The sequence below is a fragment of the Streptomyces lincolnensis genome (assembly GCF_001685355.1).
Taxonomy (GTDB): domain Bacteria; phylum Actinomycetota; class Actinomycetes; order Streptomycetales; family Streptomycetaceae; genus Streptomyces; species Streptomyces lincolnensis.
On the sequence record NZ_CP016438.1, the window covers coordinates 3,929,309 to 3,942,044 of the forward strand.

A 12,736-nucleotide genomic window follows, 5' to 3' on the forward strand; every position below is an offset into this window, starting at 1 on the left:
CGGGATGATCCCGAGGCTTCACATCATGTCTTCGATCTCCGCGGCGATGGGGTCGGCGTCGGTGCCGATGACGACCTGGATGGCGGTGCCCATCTTGACGACGCCGTGGGCGCCGGCGGCCTTGAGGGCGGCGTCGTCGACGAGGGAGGCGTCGTTGACCTCGGTCCGCAGGCGGGTGATGCAGCCCTCGACCTCTTCGATGTTGTCGATGCCGCCGAGCCCGGCGACGATCTTCTCTGCCTTGGTGGCCATTTCGGTCTCCTCACACACAGGTGGCCCAACTTCGCGAGCGATTGCGGTGTGTGTACCGAAAGATGACGTCACAGCAACCCAATCGTCGATGACTGGTCTACACCACATGACAGGCGGTCGCCAACCGATGAGTACCGACAGCGAGGTGAGCCCCGCCCGGGCCCGGTGGAACAGCGCGTTCCAGGGGCTCCAGAAGATGGGCCGCAGTCTTCAGCTGCCCATCGCCGTCCTGCCGGCCGCCGGTATCCTCAACCGGCTCGGCCAGCCGGACGTGTTCGGGGACGACGGGCTGGGGTGGACGAACGTCTCGAAGGTGATGGCGGGCGCGGGCGGCGCGCTGCTGGACAGTCAGCTCGGGCTGCCCCTCCTCTTCTGTGTCGGTGTGGCGATCGGCATGGCGAAGAAGGCGGACGGGTCGACGGCGCTCGCGGCGGTGGCGGGTTTCCTCGTCTACTACACCGTGCTGCGGCAGTTCCCGGAGGACTGTCCGGGCGGGTCGACGGCGGTGCCGAACATCGGCTGCCAGGCGGCGACGGACCACACGGTGGTGGCGTTCACCTACCAGAACCCGGGTGTCTTCGGCGGCATCGTGATGGGTCTGCTGTCGGCGTTCTTCTGGCAGCGCTATCACCGTACGAAGCTGGTGGACTGGCTCGGTTTCTTCAACGGCCGCCGGCTGGTGCCGATCATCATGGCGTTCGTCGCGATCGTGTTCGCGGCGCTGTGTCTGTGGGTCTGGCCGCCGATCGGTGACGGGCTGGAGAACTTCAGCGACTGGCTGAGCGACGCGGGTGCGTGGGGTGCGGGTGTCTTCGGTGTCGCGAACCGGGCGTTGCTGGTGATCGGGCTGCACCAGTTCCTGAACGTGCCCATCTGGTTCCAGTTCGGCAGTTACACCAAGCCGGACGGTTCGGTGGTGCACGGCGACATCAACATGTTCCTGGCCGGTGACCCGGACGCGGGGCAGTTCACCTCCGGGTTCTTCCCGATCATGATGTTCGCGCTGCCGGCGGCGGCGCTGGCGATCACGCACTGTGCGAGGCCGGAGCGGCGCAAGGAGGTCGGCGGTCTGATGCTGTCGGTCGCCCTGACGTCGTTCGTCACGGGGATCACGGAGCCGATCGAGTACTCGTTCCTGTTCATCGCGCCGCTGCTGTACGCGGTGCACGCGGTGCTGACGGGTGTGTCGATGGCGGTGACGTGGGGGCTCGGGGTGCACGACGGGTTCAGTTTCTCGGCCGGTCTCATCGACTACGTCATCAACTGGAACCTGGCGACGAGACCGTGGGCGATCATCCCGATCGGTCTGTGCTTCGGCGTCCTCTACTACGTGATCTTCCGGTTCGCGATCACGAGGTTCGATCTGAAGACGCCGGGCAGGGAGCCGGAGGAGGAGGTCGAGGACGTCACGAAGGTGTAGTCCGGACCGACCTTGGGACAGGTAGCCCGCGGTAGCCGTTTCGTCACGGGAACCGCGGGTTCCTTATGCGTCCTTCATCGTGCTACAACATGGTCTACACCACTGAGTGGTGTAGACCACCACCCGATGGAGGAAGTCTATGAGCACCGCCACCTCGCCAACGGCGGCCCCCACGAAGAAGTGGGGATCCGGTCTTTTCCAGGGCCTTCAGAAGGTCGGCCGCAGCCTCCAGCTCCCGATCGCCGTGCTGCCGGCGGCGGGCATCCTGCTGCGCCTCGGCCAACCCGACGTCTTCGGCAAGGACGGTCTGGGCTGGGGCAAGGTCGCGGACGTGTTCGCCACCGCCGGTGACGCCGTCTTCTCGAACCTTCCGCTGCTGTTCTGCGTCGGTATCGCCATCGGCTTCGCCAAGAAGGCCGACGGCTCGACCGCCCTCGCCGCGCTGGTGGGCTTCCTCGTCTACAAGAACGTCCTGACCGCGTTCCCGATCACCGAGGCGAAGGTCACCAAGGGCGCGGACGTGGCCGCCACCTACAACGACCCCAAGGTCTTCGGCGGCATCATCATGGGCCTGATAGCCGCGGTCACCTGGCAGCGCTTCCACCGCACCAAGCTCCCCGACTGGCTGGGCTTCTTCAACGGCCGTCGGCTGGTCCCGATCCTGATGGCCTTCATCGGCACCGCCGTCGGCGTCTTCTTCGGCCTGGTCTGGGAGCCGATCGGTGACGTCATCACCAACTTCGGCGAGTGGATGACCGGGCTCGGCGCGATCGGCGCGGGCATCTTCGGCGCCATCAACCGCGCGCTGCTCCCCGTGGGCATGCACCAGTTCGTCAACACGGTGGCCTGGCAGGAGATCGGCTCCTTCAAGGACGCCTCGGGTGCGGTCTGGCACGGTGACCTGCCGCGCTTCTTCCACGGCGACCCGACCGCCGGCCAGTTCATGACGGGCTTCTTCCCGATCATGATGTTCGCCCTGCCGGCCGCCGCGCTCGCCATCACGCACACCGCGCGTCCCGAGCGCCGCAAGGCCGTCGGCGGCATGATGCTCTCGCTCGCCCTGACCTCCTTCGTCACCGGTATCACCGAGCCGATCGAGTTCGCGTTCATGTTCGTCGCCCCGGTGCTGTACGTCATCCACGCGGTCCTGACGGCCGTCTCGATGGCCGTCACCTGGGCCCTGGGCGTCCATCACGGCTTCAGCTTCTCGGCCGGCGCGATCGACTACTTCCTCAACTGGAACCTCGCCACCAAGCCCTGGATGATCATCCCGATCGGCCTGGTCTTCGCCGCGATCTACTACGTCACCTTCCGCTTCGCCATCATCAGGTTCAACATCGCCACCCCGGGCCGCGAGCCCGAGGAAGAGGTGGAGGACCTCACCAAGGCGTGAGCCGTCGTACCGCGTGACGAAGGCCCCGGAACCAAGGACACGGTTCCGGGGCCTTCGCGCACGTACGGGCCTGAACCCCGTACGGGCTAGATCTCGTACGACGCCCTCGGCGCCGCCAGCTCCACCGGGCCGTCGTAGACCGCGCGGGCGTCGGTGAGGTTGGCCTGGGGGTCGGTCCACGGGGGGATGTGGGTGAGGACCAGGCGGCGGGCGCCCGCCCTGCGTGCCGTCTCGCCCGCCTCGCGGCCGTTGAGGTGCAGGTCGGGGATGCTCTCCTTGCCGTGCGTGAAGGCGGCCTCGCACAGGAACAGGTCGGCGTCGCGGGCGAGTTCGTCCAGGGCGGGGGTCACGCCGGTGTCGCCGGAGTACGTCAGCACCCTTCCCCCGTGCTCGACGCGGATGCCGTACGCCTCCACCGGGTGGGCCACGCGTTCGGTGTGGACCGTGAACGGGCCGAGCTCGAAGGTGGACGGCTTGACCGTGTGGAAGTCGAAGACCTCGCTCATGGAGGAGGCGGTGGGGGTGTCGGCGTAGGCCGTGGTGAGGCGGTGCTCGGTGCCCTCGGGGCCGTAGACCGGGATCGGGTCGCAGCGGCCGCCGTCGTGGCGGTAGTAGCGCGCGACGAAGTACGCGCACATGTCGATGCAGTGGTCGGCGTGCAGATGGCTGAGGAAGATCGCGTCGAGGTCGTAGAGACCGCAGTGGCGCTGCAACTCGCCGAGGGCACCATTGCCCATGTCGAGAAGCAACCGGAAGCCGTCGGCCTCTACGAGGTAGCTCGAGCAGGCCGATTCCGCGGACGGGAACGACCCCGAGCAGCCGACGACGGTGAGCTTCATGAAGCAGAAACCTCCGCTGGCGGGAATTGACAATGTGGGTTCGTCGGGGGTCGTGCGGTCCGTCGAGCGTAAGGCGCAAAACTCCCGGTCGCTCCTCCACCAGGGGCTGTTGTGGGCGAACTCACCTGTGCTGTCACCGGTTCGGCTGGCCCGGGGGCGCGCGGGGCTCGCAAGAGGGCGCGGGGGCGCTCGTGCGCCGGTAACGTCGTCCGTATGGACACGTCCTGGTGGCTCGCGCTCGCGGCGGTGATACTGCTGGCGCTCGTCGCCACGCTCGTCGACGGATGGGGGCGGGGGCGCCGGCCGGCGGGGCGCCGGAGCAGGCCGCCGGGGTATCCGGAGGAGCGGGCCCAGCGGCGGCCGCAGCCGGCGGAGATCTGGTGGGCGAACGTACCGTTCGAGGACGGGCCCGGGGTGAAGGACCGGCCGTGCCTGGTGCTCTCGGTGCGGGGGCGGCGGGCCGTCGTCGCGAAGATCACCAGCAAGTACCACGACGAGCGGTCCGGGGTGATCCCGCTGCCGCCGGGTGCGGTAGGGGACGCGCAGGGGCGCGCGAGCTTCCTGGAGACCGACGAGTTGCGCGAAGTACCGGTGTGGGACTTCCGGCGGAAGGTGGGGGTGGTGGACCCGGTCCTGTGGGACCAGGTCCGTCACCTGGCGATGTAGGGCCTCACGCCGTCACGCCCGCCACCGCCCGTCACGCCCAGAGTTGACCCTGCAGCGTCTCGATCGCTTCCTCCGTCGTCGCCGCCGTGTAGACGCCCGTCGAGAGGTACTTCCAGCCGCCGTCGGCGACCACGAAGACGATGTCGGCGCTCTCACCGGCCTTCACCGCCTTGTTGCCCACGCCGATCGCCGCGTGCAGCGCAGCGCCGGTGGAGACGCCCGCGAAGATGCCCTCCTGCTGGAGGAGCTCCCGGGTGCGGGTGACCGCGTCGGCCGAGCCGACCGAGAAGCGGGTGGTGAGGACGGAGGCGTCGTAGAGCTCGGGTACGAAGCCCTCGTCCAGGTTGCGCAGGCCGTAGACGAGATCGTCGTAGCGCGGCTCGGCGGCGACGATCTTGACGTCGGGCCGGTGTTCGCGCAGGTAGCGGCCGACGCCCATCAGGGTCCCCGTGGTGCCGAGGCCGGCCACGAAGTGGGTGACGGAGGGGAGGTCGGCGAGGATCTCCGGGCCGGTCGTGGCGTAGTGGGCGCCCGCGTTGTCCGGGTTGCCGTACTGGTAGAGCATCACCCAGTCGGGGTGCTCGGCGGAGAGCTCCTTGGCGACGCGTACGGCGGTGTTGGAGCCGCCCGCGGCCGGGGAGGGGATGATCTCCGCGCCCCACATGCCGAGCAGGTCGCGGCGCTCCTGGGAGGTGTTCTCGGGCATCACGCAGACCATGCGGTAGCCCTTGAGCTTGGCCGCCATGGCGAGGGAGATGCCGGTGTTGCCGGAGGTGGGTTCGAGGATGGTGCAGCCGGGGGTGAGCCGGCCGTCCTTCTCCGCCTGCTCGATCATGTGCAGGGCGGGGCGGTCCTTGACCGAGCCGGTGGGGTTGCGGTCCTCCAGCTTCGCCCAGATACGGACGTCGGCGGACGGCGACAGCCGCGGCAGGCGCACCAGAGGGGTGTTGCCCACCGCGGCCAGCGGGGAGTCGTAACGCATCGACGATCAGGCCATGCCGCCGGCCACGGCCGGCAGGATCGTGACGCTGTCGCCGTCGGCCAGCTTGGTGTTGATGCCGTCCAGGAAGCGGACGTCCTCGTCGTTCAGGTAGACGTTGACGAAGCGGCGCAGCTGGTCGCCGTCCACGATGCGGGCCTGGATGCCCGCATGCCGGGTCTCCAGGTCGGTGAAGAGCTTGGCGAGGGTGTCTCCGTTGCCCTCCACCGCCTTCTGGCCGTCGGTGTACTGGCGGAGGATGGTCGGGATGCGGACCTCGATGGCCATGGCTGAGGGCTCCTGTCGGATGTGGTCAGGTCGGTGGGCGCGCGGCAGCGCTGGTACGGCAGGTCGTGCGTGGATGAGCGCCGCGGCCCACGGCCGTACGGCGGCAGGGCAGCGTCAACAGATGGCGCTGGCGAGCCTGCACAGGTCGACGTGCAGCCGCGCCACGAGCAGCATGCCCGGCGTCTTTTCGCTCACGTCGTCGAAAACCATGGGCTCATCGTATCGATTCCCGTCCCGGGCCCATGAGTGTGATCCCACATTCCGGACGGATTCCGGCCGAGGAGTGAGACCGTGCAGCTCAGGCGGACCGTCGGAGGACCAGTCGGGTCGGTACGACCACGCGGGAGCCGGCGGCCTGGGCGGTGGGGTCGAAGAGCAGCCGGGCCATGAGGCGGCCCATGCCCTCCACGTCCTGGTGGACGGTGGTCAGGGGCGGGTCGGCCGACTCCGTGAGGTCGGTGAGGTCGTCGAAGCCGACCACGGCCACGTCCTCGGGGACCCGGAGTCCGCGCTCGTGGAGGGTCTGGAGGGCGCCGGTGGCCATGAGATCGGAGGCGACGAAGACGGCGTCCAGGCCGGGCTGCCGGTCCAGGAGGCGGCCCATGGCGTCGGCGCCGCCCTGCCGGGTGTAGTCCGCGCGTTCCACGAGGTCGGGCGGGGCGGTGGGGAGCACGTCCCGGTAGCCCGCCAGCCGGTCGGCGGCGGAGGCCTCCTGGTCCTCGGGCCCGGCGACGGTCGCGATACGGGTCCGGCCCAGCGCGACGAGGTGCTCGACGGCCTGCCGGGCTCCCCCGCGGTTGTCGCCGTCGACATGGACGTATCCGGCGTCGTCCGCCCCGGCGCGGGGCCGGCCGCCGAAGACCGCGGGCAGGCCGGTGCGGGCGATCAGCGCGCCGAGCCGGTCGTCGGGGCGCAGGGAGAACAGGATCGCGCCGTCCGTGTGGCCGCCGCCCAGGTAGTCCGCCACGCGCTCGTGGTCGCCCGGCTCCTCGACGAACAGCAGGACCGCCTGGGCGCCGTGCTCGGCGAGTTCCCGGCGGACACCGCGCAGCAGGCAGTCGAAGAACGGGTCGAGGAAGAGCCTGTTCTGCGGCTGTGTGGCCACCACGGCGACGGCGTCGGTGCGGCGGGTCACCAGCTGGCGGGCGGCGTGGTTGGGGACGTACCCGAGTTCGGCGATCACCTGCCGGACCTGTTCCACGACCTCGGCGCGCACCCGGGGCTCACCGTTGATCACCCGCGACACCGTGGACTTCGAGACGCCCGAGCGGCGTGCGACGTCCTCCAGGGTGGGCCGCCTGCCGTGCGTGCGCTGCGTCAACACTTGCTCCGATACGCCAAGTTGATCGTGCGCACGAGCCTAGTACGCCTCGACGATCTCCACCTGCTCCTCGGTGACCTCGCCCTCGACGATGCGGAAGGAGCGGAACTGGAACGGGCCGGCGTCGTCCGTGTCCGCGGTGGAGACCAGGACGTAGTGCGCGCCGGGCTCGTTCGCGTAGGAGATGTCGGTGCGGGAGGGGTAGGCCTCGGTGGCGGTGTGGGAGTGGTAGATGACCACCGGCTCCTCGTCGCGGTCGTCCATCTCGCGGTAGAGCTTGAGCAGGTCGCCGGAGTCGAACTCGTAGAACGTGGGCGACATGGCCGCGTTGAGCATCGGGATGAAGCGCTCGGGGCGGTCCGTGCCCGCCGGTCCCGCGACGACGCCGCACGCCTCGTCGGGGTGGTCCTTGCGCGCGTGGGCGACGATCTGGTCGACGAGGGCCTGGGTGATGGTCAGCATGCTCGTCAGGATAAGCAGAAGGCCGTTCCGTACCGGTGGGTGGTACGGAACGGCCCACATGCCGGACGCCCTGAGCGGCGGCCGCAGGGGGTGCCACGAGTACTCCCTGCGGCTGGGCGTCCTGCGGGGTTGGTCAGCCGGCCTTCTCGAACTCCGCGTCGCGGCGCTCGGCGATCCGCGGGTTGCGGCTCTTGAGCACGGCCCAGCCGATGCCCAGGGCGACGGCCCAGCCGACCGCGACGTACAGGCAGACCCGCGCGTCCTTGTCATACGCGATCATGCAGGTCACGCCGATGAGGAAGAGGAGCGCGACCCAGCTGAAGAGCGCGCCGCCGGGGGCGGGGAAGGACGAGGCGCGCAGCCGGCCCGCGTCGACCGCGGCGCGGTAGCGGATGTGGCTGACGAGGATCATCATCCAGGTCCAGATGCCGGCTGCGGTGGCGACGGAGGTGACGTAGAGGAACGCCTTCTCCGGGACGACGTAGTTCAGGACGACGCCGATGCCCATGAGGGCCACGGAGACCGTGATGCCGACGGCGGGCGTCTTGCGGGCGTTGAGCTTGCCGAAGGCCTGCGGCGCCTCGCTGTTGGAGGCCAGGTCGCGCAGCATGCGGCCGGTGGAGTACATGCCCGAGTTGCAGGACGACAGGGCCGCGGTGAGCACCACGAAGTTGACGATGCCCGCGGCGAGCGGGATGCCGATCTCGCCGAAGGCGTGGACGAACGGGCTCTCGCCGGCGGAGAACTCGGTCCACTTGACGACGGAGAGGATCACCAGCAGAGCGCCGACGTAGAAGACGATGATGCGCCAGGGCAGGGTGTTGATGGCCTTGGGCAGGGTCTTCTCAGGATTCTCGGACTCGCCCGCGGTGACGCCGACGAGCTCGACGGCGAGGTAGGCGAACATGACGCCCTGGAGGGTCATCAGGCTGGAGCCGATGCCGTTGGGGAAGAAGCCGTCGTGCGACCAGAGGTTGGAGACGGTGGCCGTGTCACCGGCGTCGGAGAAGCCGAGGGTGAGCACGCCGAGGCCGATGACGATCATGCCGATGATGGCCGTGACCTTGATCATCGAGAACCAGAACTCGACCTCGCCGAAGATCTTGACGGAGATCAGGTTGACGCCGAAGAGCACCACCAGGAACACCAGGGCGCTGACCCACTGCGGGATCTCCGGGAACCAGAAGTGGATGTAGATGGCGGCGGCCGTGAGCTCGGCCATGCCGGTGACCACCCACATGAGCCAGTACGTCCAGCCCGTGACGAACCCGAAGAACGGGCCGAGGAACTCGCGGGCGTACTCGGCGAAGGAGCCGGAGACGGGCCGGTAGAGGAGCAGTTCGCCCAGCGCCCGCATGATGAAGAAGATGACGACGCCCGCGAGGGCGTACATGAGGATGATACTGGGGCCGGCCTTGGCGATGTTCGCTCCGGCACCCATGAACAGGCCGACGCCGATCGCGCCGCCGATCGCGATCATCTGGACCTGGCGGCTGCCGAGGCCGCGTTCGTATCCCTCTTCGGAGGTGTTCTCGGAGGTGTTCTCCGTGTCGACCTGAGCTGAGGTCATGTGGTGGTGCGCCCTTTCTCCATACCGACCGGGCCTTCGTCGGCCACGGATCGGTTTTCGATCCCCCCGGACTGATGGAGTGGTGCCTGGCCGGCGATCAACCGGCTCGGTGGCGCACCCGGCCGAACATTCGGGTGGTGTTCGCCGGGCGGTCGTGAAGATTTATCACGGCCGCAACGGAGATCACCTGTGCGGCATGTGATGCGCGACACAGGGAGAAGGGGACAAAAGCCGCTCGGAGGGGGCATAGGCGGCCGACGCGGTGACGTGATCGTTATCCGGATTTGAGCGTCCGCTGAGCGAACACACAACCGTCACAATTCACAGAAACTCATGGAAACTCATGGAAGAAGTGTGGAAACCAGGGTCTCCTGGAGCCCGCCCAGCCACAGATACGCCATCACCATCGGCTTGCGCGGGTCCTCGTCCGGGAGGCGGTAGAGGAGGTCGGTGTCCTCCTCGTCGGTGATCTCCAGCCGCGAACCGATCGCGAGGCGCAGGTCGTTGAGGGAGTTCAGCCACTGCTTGGACTCGCCGGGCGACAGTTTCAGGACCGCCCCGCCGTCGCCGGCGGAGCGCAGCGCGTCCAGGGAGCGGATCACCGCGAGGGCGTTGTCGCGCTTGCCGGCCCGCAGGTCGTTCTCGGTGTAGCGGCGGAACTCCGAGGAGTAGGCGCGCTGCTCCTCGGCCTCCTTCGCCTCCGGGGTGCCCTCGGGGTCGCTGTAGGCGTCCGGGAAGAGCCTTCTGAGCACCGGGTCGGAGGGCGGCTCGCTCGGACCGTCGGCGAACAGCTCGGCCAGCGGGTCGTCGGGGGCGTCCTCGGCGGGACCGGGCCCGATGAGCTCCAGGAGCTGGACGGCCAGCGACCGGATGATGGAGATCTCGACGTCGTCGAGGGCGACGGCCGCGCCGCCGCCGGGGAGCGGTTCGAAGGTTCCTGGCATGGAGGCGATTCGCTACTTCCGACCGGTTACTTGCGGTCCTGCTGGAGGGTGGCCCACAGACCGTAGCCGTGCATGGCCTGCACGTCGCGTTCCATCTCCTCGCGACTGCCGCTGGAGACGACCGCCCGGCCCTTGTGGTGGACATCGAGCATGAGCTTGGTGGCCTTGTCCTTGGAGTAGCCGAAGTACGTCTGGAAGACGTACGTCACATAGCTCATCAGGTTGACCGGGTCGTTGTGGACGATCGTGACCCAGGGGACGTCCGGCTCGGGGACGGCGAAGACCTCTTCCGCCGACTCGGTGCGTTCGATCTCTACGGGAGCGGGTGACGTCACACGGCCCATGCTGCCACGCTCTCCACAAATCGTCACACTGACGCGAAGTGGGGTAGCATCTGTTGCCATGCTGCACACACCGGGGGACAGCCCCCGGACCCCCGGCCGACCTGGGGGACCCGGAGATTCACGGCTAGGAGAGCTTTCGTGGACGTAGCGGACCTTGGCCTGCCGGTGGACGTTCCCTCGACGGCGCTCTTCACGGACCAGTACGAGCTCACGATGCTTCGGGCCGCCCTGAAGGCGGGCACGGCCGAGCGGCGCAGCGTGTTCGAGGTCTTCACACGACGGTTGCCGGACGGGCGCCGTTACGGCGTGGTCGCGGGCACCGGACGCGTCCTGGACGCGGTCGAGAACTTCCGCTTCGACGCGGACGTCATCGGCTTCCTGCGCGAGCGGCAGATCGTCGACGAGGAGACCCTGGACTGGCTCGCCGGCTACCGCTTCTCCGGCGACATCTGGGGCTATCCCGAGGGCGAGGTGTACTTCCCGGGCTCGCCGATCATGCGGGTCGAGGGCTCCTTCGCCGAGTGCGTGCTGCTGGAGACCGTCATCCTGTCGATCCTCAACCACGACTCGGCGATCGCCGCGGCCGCCTCCCGGATGGCCTCCGCCGCGGGCGGGCGGCCCCTGATCGAGATGGGCGCCCGCCGCACCCACGAGCTGGCCGCGGTCGCCGCGGCGCGCGCCGCGTACGTCGGCGGCTTCACCACCACCTCCGATCTGGCGGCCGGATTCCGCTACGGCATTCCGACCGTCGGTACCTCCGCCCACGCCTTCACCCTGCTCCACGACCACGAGCGGGACGCCTTCCAGGCCCAGGTGGACTCGCTGGGCCGGGGCACCACCCTGCTCGTCGACACCTACGACGTCGCCGAGGCCGTCCGGACGGCCGTGGAGGTCGCCGGGCCCGAGCTGGGCGCGGTGCGCATCGACTCCGGCGACCTGCTGCTGGTCGCCCATCGGGTACGGCAGCAGCTGGACGAGCTGGGGGCGACGGACACGCGGATCATCGTCACCTCGGACCTGGACGAGTACGCGATCGCCTCGCTGGCGGCGGCGCCCGTGGACGCGTACGGCGTCGGCACCCAGCTGGTGACGGGGTCCGGGCACCCGACGGCGTCGATGGTCTACAAGCTGGTCGCCCGGGCCGAGACGGCGGACCCCAAGGCCCCGCTGGTGCCGGTGGCGAAGAAGTCCTCCGGCGGCAAGACCTCGGTCGGCGGCCGCAAGTGGGCGGCGCGGCGGGTCGACGAGGACGGGATCGCGCAGACGGAGGTCGTGGGCACCGGGATCGTGCCGGGTGAGCTGGCCGACCGGCAGCTGCTGGTGGAGCTCGTCAAGGGCGGCGAGGTCGTCGCGCGGGAGCCGCTGGACGTCGTCCGCGAGCGGCATGCGGCCGCGCGGGGGAACCTGCCGCTGTCGGCGACGCAGCTGTCGCGCGGCGAACCGGTCATTCCGACGGAGTACGTCCAGGGCCGGTCGGGTAGCTAGAGTGCGCCCGCTTTTACGCCCCTCGATGCCCCCTCCCGCCCTGCCCCTTCAGTCCGTAGGCTCGGAAGTTCACCGGCCGGGCACCCGCTCCTCGCACTCCTGCTCTCCCCGACCCACATAGTCGAAGGACACCGACCATGCGCCGCGCCTTGATCGTCGTTGACGTGCAGAACGATTTCTGCGAGGGGGGCAGTCTCGCGGTGGCCGGGGGTGCCGATGTGGCCGCCGCCGTCACCGAGCTGATCGGGCAGGCGGCGGGTTCCGGCTATCAGCACGTGGTGGCCACCCGCGACCACCACGTCGCGCCCGGGGGCCACTTCGCCGACAACCCCGACTTCGTCCACTCCTGGCCCGCGCACTGCGTCGCCGGGACCGAGGGGGTCGGCTTCCACCCGAACTTCGCTCCCGCGGTCGCCTCCGGCGCGGTCGACGCCGTCTTCGACAAGGGGGCGTACGCGGCGGCGTACAGCGGCTTCGAGGGCGCCGACGAGAACGGCGTACCGCTGGCCGACTGGCTGCGGGCCCGCGAGGTCGCCGAGGTCGACGTGGTCGGCATCGCCACGGACCACTGCGTGCGCGCCACCGCCCTGGACGCCGCCCGTGAGGGTTTCCGCACCCAGGTCCTCCTCGACCTCACGGCCGGCGTCTCCGAGGAGACCACCGACCGCGCCCTGGAGGAGCTACGAGCAGCGGGCGTGGAACTGACCGGCAAGCCGGTCGTGTAGGTCGACTGGCCGGAGCCCAGGGGTCTCGCTGGGCTCCCCTGGCGGCTG

The 12,736-nt window shown here is 69.3% G+C and carries 15 protein-coding genes; 5 read left to right on the forward strand and 10 right to left on the reverse strand.

The features are described from left to right. Positions 1-18 precede the first annotated feature (18 nt). Entirely contained in the window at positions 19-252 is a 234-nt protein-coding gene (locus tag SLINC_RS17370) for a PTS sugar transporter subunit IIB (protein WP_067433464.1), read from the reverse strand. 127 nt (positions 253-379) lie between these two features. Between SLINC_RS17370 and SLINC_RS17375 the strand changes: the two genes are divergently transcribed. After that, positions 380-1,672 (forward strand): PTS transporter subunit EIIC, encoded by a 1,293-nt coding sequence (locus tag SLINC_RS17375; RefSeq protein WP_067433468.1) that lies wholly within the window; start codon positions 380-382, stop codon positions 1,670-1,672. Positions 1,673-1,811: 139 nt separating this feature from the next. Beyond that, complete coding sequence (locus SLINC_RS17380; protein WP_067433471.1) at positions 1,812-3,065, forward strand: PTS transporter subunit EIIC; 1,254 nt, start codon at positions 1,812-1,814, stop codon at positions 3,063-3,065. Between the two features lie 86 nt (positions 3,066-3,151). Here SLINC_RS17380 and SLINC_RS17385 read toward each other — a convergent pair whose 3' ends face one another. Further along, complete coding sequence (locus SLINC_RS17385; protein ID WP_067433474.1) at positions 3,152-3,904, reverse strand: MBL fold metallo-hydrolase; 753 nt, start codon at positions 3,902-3,904, stop codon at positions 3,152-3,154. Between the two features lie 213 nt (positions 3,905-4,117). On the opposite strand from SLINC_RS17385, the gene SLINC_RS17390 reads away from it, so the two are divergent. Then, positions 4,118-4,570, forward strand: coding sequence for a type II toxin-antitoxin system PemK/MazF family toxin (locus SLINC_RS17390; protein ID WP_067433477.1), 453 nt, complete (start codon positions 4,118-4,120; stop codon positions 4,568-4,570). Positions 4,571-4,601: 31 nt separating this feature from the next. Here the strand turns inward: SLINC_RS17390 and SLINC_RS17395 are convergent, their stop codons facing one another. From SLINC_RS17395 to clpS, 8 genes are all read right to left on the reverse strand, one after another. Beyond that, positions 4,602-5,552 carry a PLP-dependent cysteine synthase family protein gene (locus SLINC_RS17395; protein ID WP_067433480.1) on the reverse strand — a complete coding sequence of 317 codons (951 nt, stop codon included), beginning with the start codon at positions 5,550-5,552 and terminating at the stop codon, positions 4,602-4,604. Positions 5,553-5,558: 6 nt separating this feature from the next. Further along, positions 5,559-5,837 (reverse strand): MoaD/ThiS family protein, encoded by a 279-nt coding sequence (locus SLINC_RS17400; RefSeq protein ID WP_067433483.1) that lies wholly within the window; start codon positions 5,835-5,837, stop codon positions 5,559-5,561. 114 nt (positions 5,838-5,951) lie between these two features. Continuing rightward, positions 5,952-6,047 (reverse strand): putative leader peptide, encoded by a 96-nt coding sequence (locus tag SLINC_RS50220; protein WP_310736469.1) that lies wholly within the window; start codon positions 6,045-6,047, stop codon positions 5,952-5,954. An 88-nt stretch (positions 6,048-6,135) separates the two neighbouring features. Beyond that, on the reverse strand, positions 6,136-7,158 hold the full coding sequence (locus SLINC_RS17405) for a LacI family DNA-binding transcriptional regulator (protein ID WP_067433486.1): 1,023 nt from the start codon (positions 7,156-7,158) through the stop codon (positions 6,136-6,138). A 39-nt stretch (positions 7,159-7,197) separates the two neighbouring features. Then, entirely contained in the window at positions 7,198-7,620 is a 423-nt protein-coding gene (locus SLINC_RS17410) for a M67 family metallopeptidase (RefSeq protein WP_067433489.1), read from the reverse strand. Between the two features lie 133 nt (positions 7,621-7,753). Then, the gene (locus tag SLINC_RS17415) at positions 7,754-9,190 is read right to left on the reverse strand and encodes an amino acid permease (RefSeq protein WP_067433492.1); all 1,437 of its coding nucleotides are present in this window, start codon (positions 9,188-9,190) and stop codon (positions 7,754-7,756) included. A 341-nt stretch (positions 9,191-9,531) separates the two neighbouring features. Next, a complete protein-coding gene (locus SLINC_RS17420) occupies positions 9,532-10,134 on the reverse strand; it encodes a DUF2017 domain-containing protein (RefSeq protein WP_067433495.1) in 603 nt (200 codons plus the stop codon). A 26-nt stretch (positions 10,135-10,160) separates the two neighbouring features. Then, positions 10,161-10,478 (reverse strand): ATP-dependent Clp protease adapter ClpS, encoded by a 318-nt coding sequence (gene clpS / locus SLINC_RS17425; protein ID WP_007382360.1) that lies wholly within the window; start codon positions 10,476-10,478, stop codon positions 10,161-10,163. Between the two features lie 138 nt (positions 10,479-10,616). On the opposite strand from clpS, the gene SLINC_RS17430 reads away from it, so the two are divergent. Both SLINC_RS17430 and SLINC_RS17435 read left to right on the forward strand, forming a co-directional pair. Further along, positions 10,617-11,963 carry a nicotinate phosphoribosyltransferase gene (locus tag SLINC_RS17430; RefSeq protein ID WP_067433498.1) on the forward strand — a complete coding sequence of 449 codons (1,347 nt, stop codon included), beginning with the start codon at positions 10,617-10,619 and terminating at the stop codon, positions 11,961-11,963. A 137-nt stretch (positions 11,964-12,100) separates the two neighbouring features. Then, entirely contained in the window at positions 12,101-12,688 is a 588-nt protein-coding gene (locus tag SLINC_RS17435) for an isochorismatase family protein (protein ID WP_067433501.1), read from the forward strand. The last annotated feature ends 48 nt before the right edge of the window (positions 12,689-12,736 follow it).

Coding starts and splice junctions, on each gene's coding strand:
- SLINC_RS17370 (WP_067433464.1), bottom strand. CDS start 252: ATGGCCACCAAGGCAGAGAAGATCGTCGCCGGGCTCGGCGGCATCGAC.
- SLINC_RS50220 (WP_310736469.1), bottom strand. CDS start 6,047: ATGGTTTTCGACGACGTGAGCGAAAAGACGCCGGGCATGCTGCTCGTG.
- SLINC_RS17380 (WP_067433471.1), top strand. CDS start 1,812: ATGAGCACCGCCACCTCGCCAACGGCGGCCCCCACGAAGAAGTGGGGA.
- SLINC_RS17420 (WP_067433495.1), bottom strand. CDS start 10,134: ATGCCAGGAACCTTCGAACCGCTCCCCGGCGGCGGCGCGGCCGTCGCC.
- SLINC_RS17415 (WP_067433492.1), bottom strand. CDS start 9,190: ATGACCTCAGCTCAGGTCGACACGGAGAACACCTCCGAGAACACCTCC.
- SLINC_RS17395 (WP_067433480.1), bottom strand. CDS start 5,552: ATGCGTTACGACTCCCCGCTGGCCGCGGTGGGCAACACCCCTCTGGTG.
- SLINC_RS17390 (WP_067433477.1), top strand. CDS start 4,118: ATGGACACGTCCTGGTGGCTCGCGCTCGCGGCGGTGATACTGCTGGCG.
- SLINC_RS17410 (WP_067433489.1), bottom strand. CDS start 7,620: ATGCTGACCATCACCCAGGCCCTCGTCGACCAGATCGTCGCCCACGCG.
- SLINC_RS17435 (WP_067433501.1), top strand. CDS start 12,101: ATGCGCCGCGCCTTGATCGTCGTTGACGTGCAGAACGATTTCTGCGAG.
- SLINC_RS17375 (WP_067433468.1), top strand. CDS start 380: ATGAGTACCGACAGCGAGGTGAGCCCCGCCCGGGCCCGGTGGAACAGC.
- SLINC_RS17400 (WP_067433483.1), bottom strand. CDS start 5,837: ATGGCCATCGAGGTCCGCATCCCGACCATCCTCCGCCAGTACACCGAC.
- SLINC_RS17385 (WP_067433474.1), bottom strand. CDS start 3,904: ATGAAGCTCACCGTCGTCGGCTGCTCGGGGTCGTTCCCGTCCGCGGAA.
- clpS (WP_007382360.1), bottom strand. CDS start 10,478: ATGGGCCGTGTGACGTCACCCGCTCCCGTAGAGATCGAACGCACCGAG.